At 62.4% G+C, this 19,115-nt stretch carries 13 protein-coding genes; 8 read left to right on the plus strand and 5 right to left on the minus strand.

What is annotated here, in order from left to right:
- Nucleotides 1–100: 100 nt before the first annotated feature.
- From AC3ISR_RS12400 to AC3ISR_RS12425, 6 genes are all read left to right on the plus strand, one after another.
- Entirely contained in the window at nt 101–1,405 is a 1,305-nt protein-coding gene (locus AC3ISR_RS12400; RefSeq protein WP_192299615.1) for an MdtA/MuxA family multidrug efflux RND transporter periplasmic adaptor subunit, read from the plus strand.
- A complete protein-coding gene (locus AC3ISR_RS12405; RefSeq protein ID WP_192299614.1) occupies nt 1,402–4,503 on the plus strand; it encodes an MdtB/MuxB family multidrug efflux RND transporter permease subunit in 3,102 nt (1,033 codons plus the stop codon). The genes AC3ISR_RS12400 and AC3ISR_RS12405 overlap by 4 nt, the downstream gene beginning before the upstream one ends.
- Nucleotides 4,500–7,607: an efflux RND transporter permease subunit gene (locus AC3ISR_RS12410; protein WP_226457115.1), complete on the plus strand. Its 3,108-nt coding sequence runs from the start codon at nt 4,500–4,502 to the stop codon at nt 7,605–7,607. The genes AC3ISR_RS12405 and AC3ISR_RS12410 overlap by 4 nt, the downstream gene beginning before the upstream one ends.
- Nucleotides 7,604–9,073, plus strand: coding sequence for an efflux transporter outer membrane subunit (locus AC3ISR_RS12415; protein WP_192299612.1), 1,470 nt, complete (start codon nt 7,604–7,606; stop codon nt 9,071–9,073). The genes AC3ISR_RS12410 and AC3ISR_RS12415 overlap by 4 nt, the downstream gene beginning before the upstream one ends.
- 395 nt (nt 9,074–9,468) lie before the next feature.
- The gene (locus tag AC3ISR_RS12420) at nt 9,469–11,565 is read left to right on the plus strand and encodes a putative bifunctional diguanylate cyclase/phosphodiesterase (RefSeq protein WP_192299611.1); all 2,097 of its coding nucleotides are present in this window, start codon (nt 9,469–9,471) and stop codon (nt 11,563–11,565) included.
- Between the two features lie 54 nt (nt 11,566–11,619).
- The gene (locus tag AC3ISR_RS12425; protein WP_192299610.1) at nt 11,620–12,366 is read left to right on the plus strand and encodes an SDR family oxidoreductase; all 747 of its coding nucleotides are present in this window, start codon (nt 11,620–11,622) and stop codon (nt 12,364–12,366) included.
- 7 nt (nt 12,367–12,373) lie between these two features.
- On the opposite strand, the gene AC3ISR_RS12430 is transcribed toward AC3ISR_RS12425, so the two are convergent.
- The 4 genes from AC3ISR_RS12430 to AC3ISR_RS12445 form a co-directional block, all read right to left on the minus strand.
- Nucleotides 12,374–12,631 carry a hypothetical protein gene (locus AC3ISR_RS12430; RefSeq protein WP_463983937.1) on the minus strand — a complete coding sequence of 86 codons (258 nt, stop codon included), beginning with the start codon at nt 12,629–12,631 and terminating at the stop codon, nt 12,374–12,376.
- Nucleotides 12,632–12,697: 66 nt separating this feature from the next.
- Nucleotides 12,698–14,107, minus strand: coding sequence for a GntR family transcriptional regulator MpaR (gene mapR / locus AC3ISR_RS12435; RefSeq protein WP_192299608.1), 1,410 nt, complete (start codon nt 14,105–14,107; stop codon nt 12,698–12,700).
- A gap of 160 nt (nt 14,108–14,267) precedes the next feature.
- The gene (gene ccoG, locus AC3ISR_RS12440; RefSeq protein ID WP_463983936.1) at nt 14,268–15,683 is read right to left on the minus strand and encodes a cytochrome c oxidase accessory protein CcoG; all 1,416 of its coding nucleotides are present in this window, start codon (nt 15,681–15,683) and stop codon (nt 14,268–14,270) included.
- Between the two features lie 185 nt (nt 15,684–15,868).
- Nucleotides 15,869–16,108, minus strand: a complete 240-nt coding sequence (locus AC3ISR_RS12445; RefSeq protein ID WP_192299606.1) for a DUF3203 family protein — start codon at nt 16,106–16,108, stop codon at nt 15,869–15,871.
- A gap of 121 nt (nt 16,109–16,229) precedes the next feature.
- Here AC3ISR_RS12445 and AC3ISR_RS12450 point away from each other — a divergent pair, with 121 nt between their 5' ends.
- The gene (locus tag AC3ISR_RS12450) at nt 16,230–16,721 is read left to right on the plus strand and encodes an MgtC/SapB family protein (RefSeq protein ID WP_192299605.1); all 492 of its coding nucleotides are present in this window, start codon (nt 16,230–16,232) and stop codon (nt 16,719–16,721) included.
- Here the strand turns inward: AC3ISR_RS12450 and AC3ISR_RS12455 are convergent.
- Entirely contained in the window at nt 16,699–16,875 is a 177-nt protein-coding gene (locus tag AC3ISR_RS12455) for a hypothetical protein (RefSeq protein WP_192299604.1), read from the minus strand. The genes AC3ISR_RS12450 and AC3ISR_RS12455 overlap by 23 nt on opposite strands.
- Nucleotides 16,876–17,078: 203 nt before the next feature.
- Here AC3ISR_RS12455 and AC3ISR_RS12460 point away from each other — a divergent pair, with 203 nt between their 5' ends.
- On the plus strand, nt 17,079–19,055 hold the full coding sequence (locus AC3ISR_RS12460) for an alpha-1,4-glucan--maltose-1-phosphate maltosyltransferase (protein ID WP_192299603.1): 1,977 nt from the start codon (nt 17,079–17,081) through the stop codon (nt 19,053–19,055).
- The last annotated feature ends 60 nt before the right edge of the window (nt 19,056–19,115 follow it).

The following is a 19,115-nucleotide window of genomic DNA, read 5'->3' on the forward strand; positions in this document are numbered from 1 at the left end:
AAAAGTTGTAAGCCCAAGGTAAATAGCCGGTAAAGGCGCTTCTCTAAACGCGCTCCAGTGCTTATCTTTCAGCCTCCCGAAGAAGAAGCTCTCGCGCCCAATGGTTGATCAATCCATGCAATCCTCCCCCCGTAAGTCCCGCCGCTGGCTGTTCGGCCTGCTCGTGCTGCTGGTCATCGCCGGCCTGTGCTGGAAATTCTGGCCCGCCAGCCACAAGGACGCCGCCGCACAGGCGCCGGCCGGGCGTGCTGGCAAGTCGGGGATGATGCGCCCGGGCTTTGGTGGTTCCACGGGGCCGATCCCGGTGCGTGTCGCGCCTGCGGTAGTCGGTGATTTCCCGGTGTATTACAAGGCGCTGGGGACCGTGACGGCGCTCAACACCATCAATGTGCGCAGCCGGGTGGGCGGCGAGCTGATCAAGATCGCCTTTGAAGAAGGGCAGATGGTCAAGGCCGGCGACCTGCTGGCAGAGATCGACCCGCGCAGCTACCAGAACGCCTTGCTCCAGGCCCAGGGCACGCTGCTGCAAAACCAGGCGCAGTTGAAGAACGCCCAGGTGGATGTGGAGCGTTATCGCGGCCTGTATGCCCAGGACAGTATCGCCAAGCAGACCCTGGACACCGCTGAAGCGCTGGTCCTGCAATACCAGGGCACGGTCAAGACCAACCAGGGCGCGGTGGACGACGCCAAGCTCAACCTTGAATTCACCAAGATCCGTGCGCCTATCGGTGGTCGTGTCGGCCTGCGCCAGGTCGATGTGGGCAACCTGGTAGCGGCCAACGACACCACGTCGCTGGCGGTGATCACCCAGACCCAGCCGATCAACGTGGCCTTCACCCTGCCGGAAAACACCCTCGACACGGTGCTCGCTCGCTATCACGCCGGCAACAAGCTGCCGGTGGAAGCCTGGGACCGTGGCGACGTCAAGAAGCAGGCGGTCGGCGTGCTGCAAAGCCTCGACAACCAGATCGACGTCACCACCGGAACCCTGAAGTTCAAGGGCCGTTTCGATAACAAGGACCAGGCGCTGTTTCCCAACCAGTTCGTCAATGTGCACTTGCTCGCCGACACCCTGCACAACGTTGTGCTGGCGCCGTCCGCGGCGATCCAGTTCGGCAACAACGGCACCTTTGTCTACAAGCTCGATGGCGACAAGAAGGTCAAGATCCAGCCGCTGGTGGTCGGTGACACCGATGGCGACAACACCGTGATCAAGCAAGGCCTGGTGGCGGGTGACCGCGTGGTACTGGAAGGCACCGACCGCTTGAAGGACGGCAGTGAAATCGAAGTGGTCAACGACAGCAGCGAAGTGTTGACCACCCCGACCGAACACCTGCAAGGCAAGCCTGCGGCGAAAGGGGAGACCGGCACCACCGCCGGCAAGGCGCAAAAGGTCGGTTCATGAACCTGTCGCGGCTGTTTATTCTTCGCCCGGTCGCCACCACGCTGAGCATGCTGGCCATTGTGTTGGCCGGCATCATTGCGTATCGCCTGCTGCCGGTTTCGGCGCTGCCCCAGGTGGATTACCCGACCATCCGCGTGATGACCCTGTACCCCGGCGCCAGTCCGGACGTGATGACCAGTGCCGTCACCGCGCCTTTGGAGCGCCAGTTCGGCCAGATGCCCGGCCTCACGCAGATGGCGTCCACCAGTTCCGGTGGTGCGTCGGTGCTGACCCTGCGCTTCAACCTCGACGTCAACATGGACGTCGCCGAGCAACAGGTGCAGGCCGCGATCAACGCCGCTACCAACCTGTTGCCCAAGGACTTGCCCGCGCCGCCGGTGTACAACAAGGTCAACCCGGCGGATACCCCGGTGCTGACCCTGGCCGTCACCTCCAAGACCATGCTGCTGCCCAAGCTCAACGACCTGGTCGACACCCGCATGGCGCAGAAAATCGCGCAGATCAGTGGCGTCGGCATGGTCAGTATTGCCGGCGGCCAGCGCCAGGCCGTGCGTATCAAGGTCAACCCCGAGGCCCTGGCGGCCAACGGCTTGAACCTGTCGGACGTGCGCACCCTGATCGCTGCCTCCAACGTCAACCAGCCCAAGGGCAACTTCGACGGCCCGACCCGCGTGTCGATGCTTGACGCCAACGACCAATTGGTCTCGCCCCAGCAATACGCCGAGTTGATCCTGGCGTACAACAATGGCGCGCCGTTGCGTCTGAAGGACGTCGCACAGATCGTCGACGGCGCCGAAAACGAACGCCTCGCTGCCTGGGCCAACGAAAACCAGGCCGTGCTGCTCAACATCCAGCGCCAACCTGGCGCCAACGTGATTGAAGTGGTCGACCGCATCAAGGCGCTGCTGCCAAGCATCACCGACAACCTGCCGGCCGGCCTCGATGTGCTCGTGCTGACCGACCGCACCCAGACCATCCGCGCCTCGGTCACTGACGTACAACACGAATTGCTCATCGCCATCGCCCTGGTGGTAATGGTGACCTTCCTGTTCCTGCGTCGGTTCAGCGCGACGATCATCCCGTCCATCGCCGTGCCGCTGTCGCTGGTGGGCACGTTTGGGGTGATGTACCTGGCCGGTTTCTCCATCAACAACCTGACGTTGATGGCCCTGACCATCGCCACCGGGTTTGTGGTGGACGATGCCATCGTGATGTTGGAGAACATCTCGCGCTATATCGAAGAGGGCGAGACCCCGCTGGCGGCCGCACTCAAGGGCGCCAAGCAGATTGGCTTCACCCTGATCTCCCTGACCCTGTCGCTGATCGCGGTATTGATCCCGTTGCTGTTCATGGCCGACGTAGTGGGGCGCTTGTTCCGCGAATTTGCCATCACCCTGGCGGTGGCGATCCTGATTTCCCTGGTGGTGTCCCTGACCCTGACGCCGATGATGTGCGCGCGCCTGCTCAAGCGTGAACCCAAGGAAGAGGAACAGGGCCGCTTCTACAAGGCCAGCGGCGCATGGATCGATTGGATGATCGAAGCCTACGGCCGCAAGTTGCAGTGGGTGCTCAAGCACCAGCCGCTGACCCTGCTGGTGGCCATCGCCACCCTGGGCCTGACCGTGTTCCTGTACCTGGTGGTGCCCAAGGGCTTTTTCCCGGTGCAGGACACCGGTGTGATCCAGGGCATTTCCGAAGCGCCGCAGTCGATTTCCTTTGCGGCCATGAGCCAGCGCCAGCAGGCGTTGGCCAAGGTCATCCTGGCCGACCCGGCGGTGCAAAGCCTGTCTTCCTATATCGGCGTGGATGGCGACAACGCGACCCTCAACAGCGGTCGCCTGCTGATCAACCTCAAGCCCCACGGCCAGCGCGACTTGAGTGCGGCCGAGGTGATCACCCGCCTGCAACCGCAAATCGACAAGCTTGTGGGCATCCGCCTGTACATGCAGCCGGTGCAGGACCTGACCATCGAAGACCGCGTGAGCCGTACCCAGTACCAGTTCAGCATGTCGTCGCCAGACGCCGATTTGCTGGCGCTGTGGAGTGACAAGCTGGTGCATGCCTTGAGCCAGTTGCCGGAACTCACTGACGTCGCCAGCGACTTGCAGGACAAAGGCTTGCAGGTGTTTCTGGTGATCGACCGCGATGCGGCGTCGCGCCTGGGCGTGACGGTCTCTACCATCACCGACGCGCTGTATGACGCCTTCGGCCAGCGGCAGATTTCCACCATTTACACCCAGGCCAGCCAGTACCGCGTGGTGTTGCAGGCCCAGTCCGGCGAAACCCTCGGCCCGGACGCGCTGAACCAGATCCACGTGAAGACCACCGATGGCGGCCAGGTGCGCCTGTCCAGCCTGGCCCGGGTCGAGCAGCGCCAGGCGCAGTTGGCGATTGCCCATATCGGCCAGTTCCCGGCGGTGATGATGTCGTTCAACCTGGCCCCCGGCGTCGCGCTGGGCAAAGGCGTGGAACTGATCAACCAGACGCAGAAGGACATCGGCATGCCGGTGGGCGTGCAGACCCAGTTCCAGGGCGCGGCCCAGGCGTTCGAGGCGTCGCTGTCGAGCACCTTGCTGCTGATCCTGGCGGCGGTGGTGACCATGTACATCGTGCTTGGCGTGCTCTACGAGAGCTATATCCACCCGATCACCATTCTTTCCACCTTGCCGTCGGCGGCGGTGGGCGCTTTGCTCGCTTTGCTGCTCAGTGGCAATGACCTGGGCATGATCGCGATCATCGGCATCATTTTGCTGATCGGTATCGTGAAGAAGAACGCGATCATGATGATCGACTTCGCCCTCGACGCTGAGCGCAATCAAGGCCTGGACCCGCAGACCGCGATCTATCAGGCCGCGTTGCTGCGTTTCCGGCCGATCCTGATGACCACCCTGGCGGCCCTGTTTGGCGCGGTACCGTTGATGCTGGCCACCGGTTCCGGCGCAGAGTTGCGTCAGCCGTTGGGCCTGGTGATGGTCGGCGGCTTGTTGGTGAGCCAGGTATTGACCCTGTTCACCACGCCAGTGATCTACCTGTATTTCGACCGCCTTGGCCGTCGCTGGCGCAAAGAGCCGCAAAGCCTGGAGCCGGTTGAGTCATGAACCTGTCCGGACCTTTCATCCGCCGCCCCGTCGCCACCATGCTGTTGAGCCTGGCGATCATGCTGCTGGGCGGTGTGAGCTTCAACCTGTTGCCGGTGTCACCGCTGCCGCAGATCGACTTTCCGGTGATCGTGGTCTCGGCCAGCTTGCCCGGGGCCAGTCCCGAGGTGATGGCCTCCACCGTGGCGACGCCGCTGGAGCGCTCCTTCGGCGCAATTGCCGGCATCACCACCATGAGCAGCAGCTCCAGTCAGGGTTCGACGCGGGTGATCCTCGCGTTCGACTCCGACCGCGACATCAACGGCGCGGCGCGGGAAGTGCAGGCCGCGATCAACGCCTCGCGCAACCTGCTGCCCAGCGGTATGCGCAGCATGCCGACCTACAAGAAGATCAACCCGTCCCAGGCGCCGATCATGGTGCTGTCGCTGACCTCGGACGTGTTGCAGAAGGGCCAGTTGTACGACCTGGCCTCGACCATCCTGTCGCAAAGCCTGTCCCAGGTGCCGGGCGTGGGTGAAGTGCAGATCGGCGGCAGTTCCTTGCCCGCGGTGCGTATCGAACTCGAACCCAAGGCCCTGGATCAATACGGTGTGGCCCTGGACGATGTGCGCAACACCATCGCCAACGCCAACCAGCGGCGGCCCAAGGGCTCGCTGGAAGACAGCGAGCGCAACTGGCAGATCCAGGCCAACGACCAGTTGGAAAAAGCCAAGGACTACGAGCCGCTGCTGATCCGCTACCAGAATGGCGCGGCCTTGCGCCTGGGCGATGTGGCCAGGATCAGCGACGGCGTGGAAGACCGCTACAACAGCGGTTTCTTCAACAACGATGCGGCGGTGCTGCTGGTGATCAACCGCCAGTCCGGCGCCAACATCATCGAGACCGTCAGGCAGATCAAGGCGCAGTTGCCGGCGTTGCAGGCGGTGCTGCCGTCCAGCGTTAAATTGAACCTGGCCATGGATCGTTCGCCGGTAATCACCGCGACCCTGCATGAAGCCGAAATGACCCTGCTGATTGCCGTGGCCCTGGTGATCCTGGTGGTGTACCTGTTCCTTGGCAATTTCCGCGCCTCGCTGATTCCTACCCTGGCGGTGCCGGTGTCGCTGGTGGGCACCTTTGCGGTGATGTACCTGTTCGGTTTTTCGCTGAACAACTTCTCGCTGATGGCGCTGATCCTCGCCACCGGGCTGGTGGTGGACGATGCCATCGTGGTGCTGGAGAACATTTCCCGGCATATCGACGAGGGTGTGCCGCCGATGAAGGCGGCGTACCTGGGGGCCAAGGAGGTCGGCTTCACCTTGCTGTCGATGAACGTGTCGCTGGTGGCAGTGTTCCTGTCCATCCTGTTCATGGGCGGGATCGTCACCAACCTGTTCCGCGAGTTTTCCATCACCTTGTCGGCGGCGATCATCGTCTCGCTGGTGGTGTCGCTGACCCTGACCCCGATGCTCTGCGCGCGCTGGCTCAAGCCCCATGTCAAAGGCCAGCTGAGTGGGTTGCAGCGCTGGAGCCAGAAGGTCAATGACCGCATGGTCGCCGGCTACGCCACGAGCCTCGACTGGGCGTTGCGCCATCGCCGCCTGACGCTGCTCAGCCTGTTGATCACCGTGGGTGTGAACATTGCGCTGTACGTGGTGGTGCCGAAGACCTTCATGCCGCAACAGGACACTGGGCAGTTGATCGGTTTTGTGCGCGGCGATGATGGGCTGTCGTTCAACGTGATGCAGCCGAAGATGGAGACCTTCCGCGTAGCGGTGCTCAAGGACCCGGCGGTGCTCAGCGTGGCGGGCTTTATCGGCGGCAACAACGGCACCAATAACGCGGTGATGCTGGTGCGCCTCAAGCCGATCAGTGAACGCAAGGTCTCGGCCCAGGCGGTGATCGAGCGCCTGCGCAAGAACGTCCCGTTGGTGCCGGGCGGGCGCCTGTTCCTGATGGCTGACCAGGACCTGCAGTTTGGCGGCAGCCGCGACCAGACCAGCGCGCAGTATTCCTACATCCTGCAAAGCGGCGACCTGGCCGCGTTGCGCCTGTGGTATCCGAAAGTGGTCAGCGCCTTGCGCGAGCTGCCGGAACTCACCGCCATCGACGCCCGCGAGGGGCGTGGCGCGGCGCAGGTCACGCTGGTGGTCGACCGCGACCAGGCCAAGCGCCTGGGTATCGATATGAATATGGTCACCGCGGTGCTGAACAACGCCTACAGCCAGCGGCAGATTTCCACCATCTACGACAGCCTGAACCAGTATCAGGTGGTGATGGAGGTCAACCCGAAATACGCCCAGGACCCGATCACCCTCAACCAGATGCAGGTGATCACCTCCAGCGGGGCGCGGGTGCCGTTGTCGACCATCGCGCATTATGAGAACAGCCTGGCCGACGACCGTGTCAGCCACGAAGGCCAATTCGCTTCCGAGAACATTGCCTTCGACATGGCACCCGGGGTCACGGTCGAGCAGGGCACGGCGGCCATCGAGCGGGCGATCGCCAAGGTCGGTTTGCCGGAAGATGTGATCGCCAAGATGGCCGGTACCGCCGATGCGTTTGCGGCGACCCAGAAGGGCCAGCCGTTCATGATCCTCGGCGCGCTGGTGGCGGTGTACCTGGTGCTGGGCATTCTGTATGAAAGCTACATTCACCCGTTGACGATTCTTTCGACCTTGCCGTCGGCAGGTGTCGGCGCCATGCTCGCCATCTACCTGACGGGAGGCGAGTTCAGCCTGATCTCCCTGTTGGGCCTGTTCCTGTTGATTGGGGTGGTGAAGAAGAACGCGATCCTGATGATCGACCTGGCGTTGCAGCTGGAGCGCAATGACCGCATGGGGCCGCTCGAATCGATTCGCAGTGCCTGCCTGCTGCGTTTGCGGCCGATCCTGATGACCACCCTGGCCGCCATCCTCGGCGCCTTGCCGCTGCTGCTGGGTGCCGGCGATGGCGCGGAAATGCGCCGTCCCCTGGGCCTGACCATTATCGGCGGCCTGGTGTTCAGCCAGATCCTGACCCTTTACACCACCCCGGTGGTTTACCTCTATCTCGACCGCGCGCGCCACCGCTTCAACGCCTGGCGCGGCGTGCGTACCGATGCTGCCCTGGACACTGCGCTATGACCGATTCAACCTTTGCCCGATTGGCCCTGTTGCGGGGCTCCCGCGTGGCGAGCCTGGTGCTCTGCGGCGCGTTGCTCAGTGCCTGCGCCGTCGGTCCCGACTACAAGCGCCCGGACGTGGTCGAGCCGGCACAATTCAAGGAAGCCCAGGGTTGGCGCCAGGCGACCCCAAGCGACTCCTTGGCCCGTGGCGCCTGGTGGGAGTTGTACGGCGACCGCCAGCTCAATGAGCTGGTGCTGCGCCTGAACAGTGCCAACCAGACTGTGGCCCAGGCCGAAGCGCGCTTTCGTCAGGCCCAGGCGCTGGTGCGCAGTTCCCGTGGCGCGTTTTACCCCACGGTTGACCTGAGCGCCGGGAAAACCCGCGCCAGCCAGGGTACTGGCAGCAGCAGCGCGAGCCTGAGCAGTTCCAGCAGCGGTATCCGTGACACCCTCAATGCTCAATTGGGGGTGAGTTGGGAGGCGGACATCTGGGGTAAATTACGCCGTGGCCTGGAGGCCAACGAGGCCAGCGCCGAAGCCAGCTCGGCGGACCTGGCGGCGATGCGCCTGAGCCAGCAGTCGGAACTGGTACAAAGCTACCTGCAGTTGCGCGTCATGGACGAACAGACGCGCCTGCTGCAAGCGACCCTGGAGACCTATCAACGCTCCCTGCAAATGACCGAAAACCAATACCGCGCCGGTGTGTCCGGCAAGGACGCGGTGGCTCAGGCGCAAACCCAGCTCAAGTCGACACAGGCCAGCTTGATCGACCTGATCTGGCAGCGCGCCCAGCTGGAAAACGCCATCGCGGTGTTGATCGGCGAGGCTCCTGCCAACTTCAAGCTGGCGGTGAGCAATGATATTCCCGCGTTGCCGCAGATCCCGGTGAGCCTGCCGTCGCAGCTGCTGGAACGGCGCCCGGACATCGCCTCGGCCGAACGCGCGGTGATCGCCGCCAACGCCAATATCGGCGTGGCCAAGGCCGCCTATTATCCGGACCTGACCCTGAGCCTGGCCGGTGGTTACTCCAGCAGCACCTACGCCGACTGGATCAGCCTGCCGAACCGCTTCTGGTCGGTGGGGCCCAAACTCGCCATGACCCTGTTCGACGGCGGCCAGCGCTCGGCGGAAGTCGACCGCACCGTCGCCAGCTATGACGAGACCGTGGCCAAGTACCGCCAGACCGTGCTGGATGGTTTCCGCGAAGTGGAAAACTACATGGTCCAGCTCAAGGTGCTGGAAGACGAGGCGGTGGTCAGCAACGAGGCGCTGGAGGCCGCGCGTGAGTCGCTGCGCCTGACCCAGAACCAGTACAAGGCCGGGTTGATTGCCTACCTGGACGTGGTGCAGGTGCAAGCGACGGCCCTGAGCAATGAGCGCACCGTGCTGACCCTGTTGCAGACGCAACTGGTGGCGAGTGTGCAATTGATTGCGGCGTTGGGCGGCGGTTGGGACGGGAAAACCGCGTTTGACGCAAAGGATTAACCGCAAACATGGACTAAATGTGGGAGCTGGCTCGCGAATGCGGTGTGTCAGTCAACGGATTCATTGGCTGATCCAGCGCCTTCGCGGGCAAGCCCGCTCCCACAGTTGATGGGGGTTGATGGGGCGTCAGTGCTCTGCTGGATCGCCCAGACACTGCTAGTCTTCTGAGCGAGGCGGCGCTGTGGTTGAGGGGTTGCCCCTCAGCCATGGAATCTCCCACATCTGGTGTCAATCAGCCTCCGGATTCTGGGGTATTTGAGCCAGTAGTTTGGCGTCAAAAAGTCCATGATGGCCATGCGCTAATATTTCAACTGTCCAATAATCAATCTCGCTACAATCGCCGCCTTTGCCACCTGGCACGGGGTTTTTAAGGCCCGTCAGTCTTGAGAAGTCCCATGCTTATCGGTAGCTATTCCCCCTCGCTGGTCGTGATTTCTCTGCTCGTTGCGATCCTCGCTTCCTATACCGCGCTGGACCTGGCCGGGCGCATTGCGACCGCCAAGGGCCGTGCGGTCTTTTATTGGATGAGCGGTGGGGCCGTGGCAATGGGCGTGGGCGTGTGGTCCATGCATTTTATTGGCATGTTGGCGCTGCGCCTGCCGTTCGCCCTGGGTTTCGACGTGGGTATCACTGCGCTGTCGCTGCTGATCGCGGTGTTGTCCTGCGGCTTTGCGTTGTGGCTGGTCAACCAGTCACGCTTGCCCGCCTGGCAACTGACATTGGGTGCGCTGGTCATGGGCGCGGGCATCAGCAGCATGCACTACACCGGCATGGCTGCGATGCGCATGACCCCCGGCATCGACTACGACCCCACACTCTTCAGCGCCTCGTTGCTGATCGCGGTGGTGGCCTCCGGCGCAGCGTTGTGGATCGCCTTCCACCTGCGACGCAATACGCCTTACGTGCGTCTGATGCGCGGTGGCGCTGCCGTGATCATGGGGCTGGCCATCGTCGGTATGCATTACACCGGCATGGCGGCGGCGCAATTTGCCGACGAGAGTTACTGCGGCGCTGCGGTGTCGGGCCTCAGTGGCAAGGGCCTGGACAACCTGGTCGTGGTCACCAGCCTTGCGGTCCTGGTGATTGCCTTGCTCACCTCGGTGCTGGATGCCCGCCTGGAAGCGCGTACCTCGGTACTGGCCGACTCCCTGAGCCTGGCCAATCAGGAACTGACCCACCTGGCCCTGCACGACCCCCTGACCGGGCTGCCCAATCGCACGTTGCTCGCCGACCGTATCCAACAAGCGATGCAGGCGGTCAACGAAAAGGGCGGCTGCTTTGCCCTGATGTTTATCGACCTGGATGGGTTCAAGCCGGTCAACGATGCGTTCGGCCATCATATGGGCGACCAACTGCTGTACGAAGTCGGCCTGCGCCTGCGCGAAGACCTGCGCAGCCAGGACACCCTGGCGCGCATCGGCGGTGATGAATTTGTATTGCTGGTGCGCCTGAGCCAGCCCGACGATGCGCTGCGCCTGGCCGAGCGCCAGGTGGGCCTGGTCAACCGCGCCTTCAAGGTTGCCGAGCATGAGCTGAAGATTTCCGCCAGCGTGGGCATTGCAATCTACCCCGGCAACGGCAGCAACCCCCAGGAACTGCTGATGAACGCCGACGCCGCGATGTACCACGCCAAAGGCATGGGCAAGAACGGCTACAGCTTCTTCGACGTGTCGATGAACACCAACGCGCGCAAGCAATTGCAGTTGTTGCAGGACCTGCGCAACGCCGTCGAGCAGCAACAGTTCCGTCTGTATTACCAGCCCAAGTTCGACGCGGTGACTGGCATCCCGGTCGGCGCCGAAGCGTTGTTGCGCTGGGAACACCCGCAACAAGGCCTGTTGCTACCGGCGACGTTTATCGAGCTGGCGGAAAAAACCGGGCTGATCATTCCTATCGGCGAATGGGTGCTCAATGAAGCCTGTCGCCAGATGCGCCTGTGGTACGTGCTGGGTTATGAAGACTGGCGTATCGCCGTGAACCTGTCGGCGCTGCAGTTCTGCCACGCCGGGCTGGTCAACAGCGTGGCCACGGCGCTTGAACGTCACCAGTTGCCGGCCAACAGCCTGACCCTGGAGATCACCGAAACCACCGCCATGAGTGATGCGGACGCGAGCATGACCGTGTTGCAGCAGCTCTCGGACATGGGCGTGGACCTGTCCATCGACGATTTCGGCACCGGCTATTCCAGCCTGATGTACCTCAAGCGCCTGCCGGCCAACGAGCTGAAGATCGACCGTGGTTTTGTGCGCGACCTTGAGCACGACGGCGACGACGCCGCCATTGTCTCGGCCATCGTTGCCCTCGGCCAGGCCCTGGGCTTGCGCATCGTCGCCGAAGGGGTGGAGACCGACATGCAGCAAACCTTCCTCACGCGGCTGGGCTGTAACTCGTTGCAGGGCTACCTGTTGGGCCATCCGTTGCCGGCGGAGCGGTTCATGGCCGATATCCAACGCGCGGAAGCGGCCGTTGCGCCTGACAAAAACCGTGTGTGACGGGTATTCTTGGGCCCAACCTTAAACATTCGGTTGAAACAGGAGATCACTCCCATGGACAAAGTCGTCATTATCACCGGGGGCAGTCGGGGGATTGGCGCGCAGACGGCCTTGCTGGCGGCGCGCCAGGGCTATCGCATCTGCATCAATTTCCAGTCCGACGAGGACGCTGCCCACCGCGTGCTTGAGCAGGTCCGCGCGTTGGGTGCACAGGCCATCGCGGTGCGGGCAGATGTCAGCATCGAAGATGAAGTGATCATGCTGTTCAATCGCGTCGATGCCGAACTGGGGCGCGTTACAGCGTTGGTCAACAACGCCGGCACCGTGGGGCACAAGTCGCGGGTCGATGAGATGTCCGAGTTCCGTATCCTCAAGGTCATGAAAACCAACGTGCTGGGGCCGATCCTGTGTGCCAAGCATGCGCTGCTGCGCATGTCGCCCAAGCATGGCGGGCAGGGGGGCAGTATCGTCAACGTGTCGTCGGTGGCGGCGCGGTTGGGCGCGCCGGGAGAATACGTGGACTACGCCGCGTCCAAGGGCGCGCTGGATACCTTCACCATCGGGCTGTCGAAGGAAGTTGCGGGGGAGGGTATCCGGGTCAACGCCGTGCGCCCCGGTTATATCTTTACCGATTTTCATGCGCTCAGCGGCGACCCGGATCGGGTCAGCAAGTTGGAGTCGGGTATCCCCATGGCCCGAGGCGGGCGCCCGGACGAGGTGGCGGAAGCGATTATCTGGTTGTTGTCGGATAAGGCTTCCTACACGACCGGGACGTTCCTGGATCTGGGTGGCGGTCGCTAGACAACGCTCAAGTGAGAAACTCGCGCAGCACTGGATAACCCTTGTCGGAAAATTCCTTGAGTACGCTGGCTTCGGAGTTTTCCAGCGTGTCGTAGCCGTCGTCGGCGAAGCCGTCGATTTTGCCGTTGCGGCTGTGACTGGCGTTCAGTTGGCGGTCGTCGAGGTTGTCGATAAAGCGCAAGACTTTGTCCAGGTCGTAGGCCGCGTCCGCCCGGGTCTGCGGGTTCGGGTTGGCGCCGCTCCAATCGCCCACCTGTCGTTTCAAGTCATCGATCATTGCAGTGAGAAAAAGTCTTGGCCTCTGTGGCTTTCTGGCAGATTCGGTTCCGATTCAAAACGACCGCACGATCCTTCCCAAGGTCTCCATGGCCTGCTCCGACGCCTCCGTCCACGGGCTGCCATAGTTCAAGCGAATGCAGTTCCTGAAGCGCTGGGTCGCCGAGAAAATCGGCCCCGGTGCGATGCTGATGCCTTGGGCCAGGGCCATTTGGAACAACTTCAACGAGTCGGTCTGTTCCGGCAATTCCAACCATAGGAAATACCCGCCGGCCGGCTGGCTGACCCGCGTCTGTGCCGGGAAATAACGGGCGATGGCGGCGAGCATGGCGCTTTGCTGTTCTTCCAGGGCATAGCGCAATTTGCGCAGGTGCCGGTCGTACCCGCCGTGTTGCAGGTAATCGGCAATCGCCGCCTGGGCCGGCATCGACGGGCACAGCGAGGTCATCAGCTTCAAGCGTTCGACCTTTTGCGCGAAACGCCCGGCTGCGACCCAGCCAACGCGATAACCCGGGGCCAGGCTCTTGGCGAACGAGCCGCAATGCATCACCAACCCTTCGGTGTCGAAGGCCTTGGCCGGTTTCGGGGCGTGCTGGCCGTAATACAGCTCGGCGTAGACATCGTCTTCAATCAACGGCACCTGGTGACTGCGCAACAGTTCCACCAGTGCTTGTTTCTTGGCTTCGGGCACGGTGGCGCCCATGGGGTTCTGGAAGCTGGTCATGGTCCAGCAGGCCTTGATCGGGTAGCGCGCCAGGGTTTGCGCCAGGGCGTTGAGGTCGATGCCGTCCCGCGGGTGCACCGGGATTTCCACGGCCTTGAGCTTTAGACGCTCCAGCACTTGCAGGCACGCGTAGAAGGCCGGGGCTTCGATGGCTACCAGGTCGCCGGGTTCGGTCACGGCTTGCAGGCACAGGTTCAGGGCTTCCAGCGCGCCGTTGGTGATCAGCAACTCTTCCATGGGCAGCATCAGGCCGCCGACCATGTAGCGCAGGGCAATCTGGCGGCGCAGTTGCGGGTTGCCCGGCGACATGTCGGTGACCACCAGGCGCGGGTCCATCTCACGGCTGGCACTGGCCAGGGAGCGCGCCAGGCGCGGTAGCGGGAACAGCATCGGGCTGGGGAACGCCGAGCCGAAGGGCACGGTGTTCGGGTCCTTGATCGAGTCGAGGACCGAGAACACCAGCTCGCTCACGTCGACCTCGGTGGATTCGTGCACTTGCTCGCTCACCACCGGCTCGGAAAACGGGCTGGGTGCGTGGGTGTTGACGAAGTAGCCGGAGCGCGGGCGTGCGCGGATCAGGCCGCGACGCTCCAGTAGGTAATAGGCCTGGAACACCGTGGACGGGCTGACGCCGTAGGTCTGGCTGGCATAGCGCACCGAGGGCACGCGCTGGCCGGGGCCGAGGACGCCGGAGCGGATCAGTTCTGCGATGTCGTCGGCGAATTTTTCGTAGCGTTTCATTTTGGCCTTAAACAAATTCTTCAGAATGTAAACGGAACACACTGTGGGAGCGGGCTTGCTCGCGAAGGCGCTGGGTCAGTTCATCAATAAGGTGACTGATACACCGCCTTCGCGAGCAAGCCCGCTCCCACATTTGGATCTGCATCTAGTCGGACAGGTCTCAGCGGTTCAGCGGTGCTACGAAGCGGCTGTCGGCAGCACTGTAGACCCACGGTTCATCCACATCCGTGACCTTGAAACGCAAGGTCTGCGAGCTGCTTGCCGGTTTATCTGCCAGTAACGCCACCGACACCGGCACATCGACGATTTCCCCTGGCGCCAGGCTGATCTCGGTCTTGCCCTGCAACTGGAAGCCCTCGGCGTCCACCAGTTCCAGACGGTAATCCTGGCGCTGCTGGGTCTTGTTGATGACCTTGAGGCTGTAGATGTTTTCGATCAAGCCCTGGGCGTTCTCGCGGAACATGCCACGGTCCTTGGTCACATCCAGCGACACCATCGGCCGTTCGACCAACGCCACCACCAACGCCGCGATCATCACCAGCAGCACTGCACTGTAGCCGATCAGGCGCGGGCGCAGCAGGTGGGTCTTGCCACCTTGCAACTGATGCTCGCTGGTATAGCTGACCAATCCTGGGGCATAGCCCATTTTTTCCATGATCGAATCGCAGGCGTCGATGCACGCCGCGCAGCCGATGCATTCCATTTGCAAGCCGTCGCGGATGTCGATGCCGGTGGGGCAGACCTGTACGCACAGCTGGCAGTCGATGCAATCCCCGAGGCCGACGTCGACGGGGTTCACCTCGCGTTTGCGTGGGCCACGCTGCTCGCCGCGGGCGGCGTCGTAGGAAATGGTCAGGGTGTCCTTGTCGAACATCACGCTCTGGAACCGCGCATAGGGGCACATGTGCATGCACACCGCTTCGCGCAGCCAGCCGGCGTTGATGTAGGTGGCGCCGGTAAAAAACAGGACCCAGAACAGGCTCACACCGCCCATCTGCCAGGTCAGCAACTCGGCCGCCAGTGGCCGGATCGGCGTGAAGTAACCGACAAACGTCAGCCCGGTCAGCACGCTGATGCCCAGCCACAAGGTGTGTTTGGCCGAGCGCCGCGCCAGTTTGTTCAGGCTCCACGGCGCGGCTTGCAGCTTGATGCGCTGGTTGCGTTCGCCCTCGGTGACTTTTTCACACCACATGAACAGCCAGGTGAACGAGCTTTGCGGGCAGGTGTAGCCGCACCACACGCGGCCGGCGAACACCGTGATCGCAAACAGGCCAAAGGCACAGATGATCAGCAACGCCGACAACAGGATGAAATCCTGCGGCCAGAACGTGGCGCCAAAGATATGGAATTTACTTTCAGCCAAGTCCCATAGCACGGCCTGGCGCCCACCCCAGTTCAGCCACACGGTGCCGAAAAAGGCCAGGAACAGAAAGCCTGCACCGCTCAAGCGCAAGGTGCGGAACAGGCCGGTGAAACTACGGGTGTGGATCAGGTTGTCGCTGGATTTGGCCTTCACCTTCTTTGGGTGAAGTGGCTCAAAGGTTTCCACGGTTCGGACGGGGATTCTCTCGCTCATGGTCGTTCGCTCATCAGCCTCCATCAGGCCGATGAACTATGCGCGTGGGACTGTTTGCATAACAGACTCAGGTATGGCGATAAAAAGCGGATCAGATGCGCTCAGCAGGCAACCCTGCGTCAATCTGCTGCACCCCGTCCCGCCTGGGGTGCAGCTGGTTTTTTTGCTGTGCTGATACAGATCAATCAAATCGCCGAACCAGGCTCGGTGACCTTCTTGTGCTGACGCCCATCGGTTGCGCCGGCAACAGTCAGGGCGTCGGCTTCCTGTTCGGTGATGTACACCCGGCCGGTGGCCAATTCCACGTAGGACATGGCCTTGGGGATGTCGGTACTGACCGTCACCGCGCTGGCAGGCAGGCTTTGTTCCTGGCCATCAGTGTTGAGCTTGAAATAGCACGTCTGGTTTTCAATACGCACGGGCATGGTGATCTCCTTCTCAAAGGCTGGTGAAGGTTAGGGGCCGGTGCATCGCCAAGCGTTCCCGGCAACTGACTGGCGGTCGCTGCTGTCCATCCTTTACCCATCCCGACAAAGGAAGCTGTTCATGGACGCCTGGTGGCATCAAGTGTGGCAAACCTTACAAACCGAGTTCGCCGATATCGGTGATGCGAAACAGCTGACCCAGATCACCGTGCGCTTGCTGATCGCCGCCGTGCTCGGCGGCATTCTTGGCTTCGAGCGCGAGAGCAAGGGCAAGGCCGCCGGCGTGCGCACCCATATGTTGGTGGCGTTGGGCGCGGCGCTGTTTGTGATGGTGCCGCAGATGTCCGGCAACCAGGCGGACGCAATGAGCCGGGTGGTGCAGGGCGTGATAGCCGGCATCGGCTTTCTTGGCGCCGGTACGATCATCAAGGGCAAGGATGATGAAGAGGGTCACGTGAAGGGGCTGACCACCGCGGCGGGCCTGTGGATGACCGCTGCGATTGGGGTCTCGGCCGGATTGGGCCGGGAATCCACAGCGGTGTTGAGTACGTTGCTGGCGCTGGCGGTGTTCAGCGTGATGCCGAAAATCGTCAAGCGTTTCGACAAGGACTGACGATCACTGGCGGCATGCTCGTCGGCGGCTCTTCGACCGGTGGCGGCTGGTGTTGCGGTGGTTCCTGCTCAGGAATCGGCTCCGGTTCACTGGGCGGCAGGGTCGGGTTATCGATATTCGGGTCTGGGGTTTCTGCCGGGATCGGGATATTCATCGGTGTGGCCTCCTTTGTGCTTTGCTCTATCGGTGGACAGCCGCCAGGGGGATTTGATTCCCCGCCCAATGGCGGCACATCCATCTGAACTTTTCCCGCGGGCCCGGGCTCGGACCTAAGTCGGTCTGGCTCAGGGAAGCGCCGCCGTATCGGAATCCGGATCAAGCAAAGAGCGTCCACAGGGCGTAAGGGGAAGATGCTCGATGACTGCTGAAACAGAGGCTTTGTTACCACTGTCCCAGGCGCTGCTGTTGCCCAGGATCGCAATCGAAAGCACCACACCCGTGATCGACGGCGGCGAATTTGCCGTCAAGGCCGTGGTTGGCCAGCGCGTCAATGTCAGCAGCAAGGTGTTCGCCGACGGCCACGACAAACTCGCCGTACTGATTCGCTGGCGCGCGCTGCATGAAGAAAGCTGGCACAGCGTGGTGATGACGGATGTGGGTAACAACGGCTGGGCGGGCGCGTTTACCGTGGTTGACCAGGGCCCCCACGAATACTGCATCGAAGCCTGGATCGATACCTTCGCCAGCTTCTGCTACGAACTGCGCAAGAAACATGAGGCCGGCGTGCCGGTCAGCCTGGAGTTGCAGGAAGGCCGCAGCCTGGTGCTGCAAGCTGCCGAGCGCAGCGACAACGAGCTGCGCGACCGCCTGATGTTGTTGCACCACGAACTCTCCGGCCTGCTGGAAACCGAGCAGGTCGCGCTGTTCCTGCACGAAGACAGTGCACACCTGATGACCCTGGCCGACCACCGCGCCTACTTGAGCATCAGCACCGTGTACCCGATCGATGTGGAACGCAGCGCCGCGCAATTTGCCAGTTGGTACGAGCTGTTCCCGCGCTCGATCACCGACGATCCGGCGCGTCACGGCACATTCAATGACGTGCACTCGCGCTTGTCGACGATCCACGATATGGGTTTCGACGTGCTGTACTTCCCGCCGATCCACCCCATCGGCCGCAGCCATCGCAAGGGCCGCAACAACGCCCTGACGGCTGGCCCCGATGATCCCGGCAGCCCCTACGCCATCGGCAGCGAGGAAGGTGGCCACGAGGCGATTCACCCGCAGCTGGGCAGCCGCGAAGATTTCCGCCGGCTGGTCAAGGCCGCCGCCGAGCATGGCCTGGAAATCGCCCTGGACTTCGCTATCCAGTGTTCCCAGGACCACCCGTGGCTCAAGCAGCATCCGGGTTGGTTCAACTGGCGCCCGGACGGCACGATCAAATACGCGGAAAACCCGCCGAAGAAATACCAGGACATCGTCAACGTCGACTTTTATGCGGCGGATGCGATCCCCAGTCTGTGGACCGAGCTGCGCGACATCGTGGTCGGGTGGGTGGAAGAGGGCGTGAAGACCTTTCGCGTCGACAACCCCCACACCAAGCCGCTGCCGTTCTGGCAATGGCTGATCAGCGATGTGCGCGCCAAGCACCCCGAGGTGATCTTTCTCGCTGAAGCCTTCACCACCCCGGCGATGATGGCGCGCCTGGGCAAGGTCGGTTACTCCCAGAGCTACACCTATTTCACCTGGCGCAACACCAAGGCCGAACTGAGCGAGTACTTCACCGAACTGAACCAGTCGCCGTGGCGCGAGTGTTTCCGGCCGAATTTCTTTGTGAATACGCCGGACATCAACCCGGCGTTCCTGCACGAATCCGGGCGCCCGGGCTTTTTGATCCGCGCTGCACTGGCGACCATGGGCTCGGGCCTGTGGGGCATGTATTCGGGCTATGAACTGTGCGAAGCCGCGCCGGTGCCGGGCAAAGAGGAATACCTGGATTCGGAGAAGTACCAGATCCGCGTACGAGACTTCAGCGCGCCCGGCAACATCATCGCCGAGATCGCCCAGCTCAACCGCATCCGCCGGCAAAACCCGGCGTTGCACACGCACCTGGGGCTGAAGCTCTACAACGCGTGGAACGACAACATCCTGTATTTCGGCAAGCGCAGTGAGGATGGCAGCAACTTTATCCTCGTGGCGGTGAACCTTGATCCCTACAACGCCCAGGAGGCGAATTTTGAGTTGCCTCTGTGGGAATTGGGCCTGCCGGACGATGCTCAGACCGGGGGGGAAGACCTGATGAATGGCCATCGCTGGACATGGTACGGCAAGACCCAGTGGATGCGGCTGGAGCCGCAGATGCCGTTCGGTATCTGGCGTATCACCCTTCCTTGAACCTGTTGGAGATCCAAAAATGTGGGCGCAGGCGAGCCGGCTCCCACATTGAGCAAGTGT

Source organism: Pseudomonas sp. GL_117, from assembly GCF_057835125.1.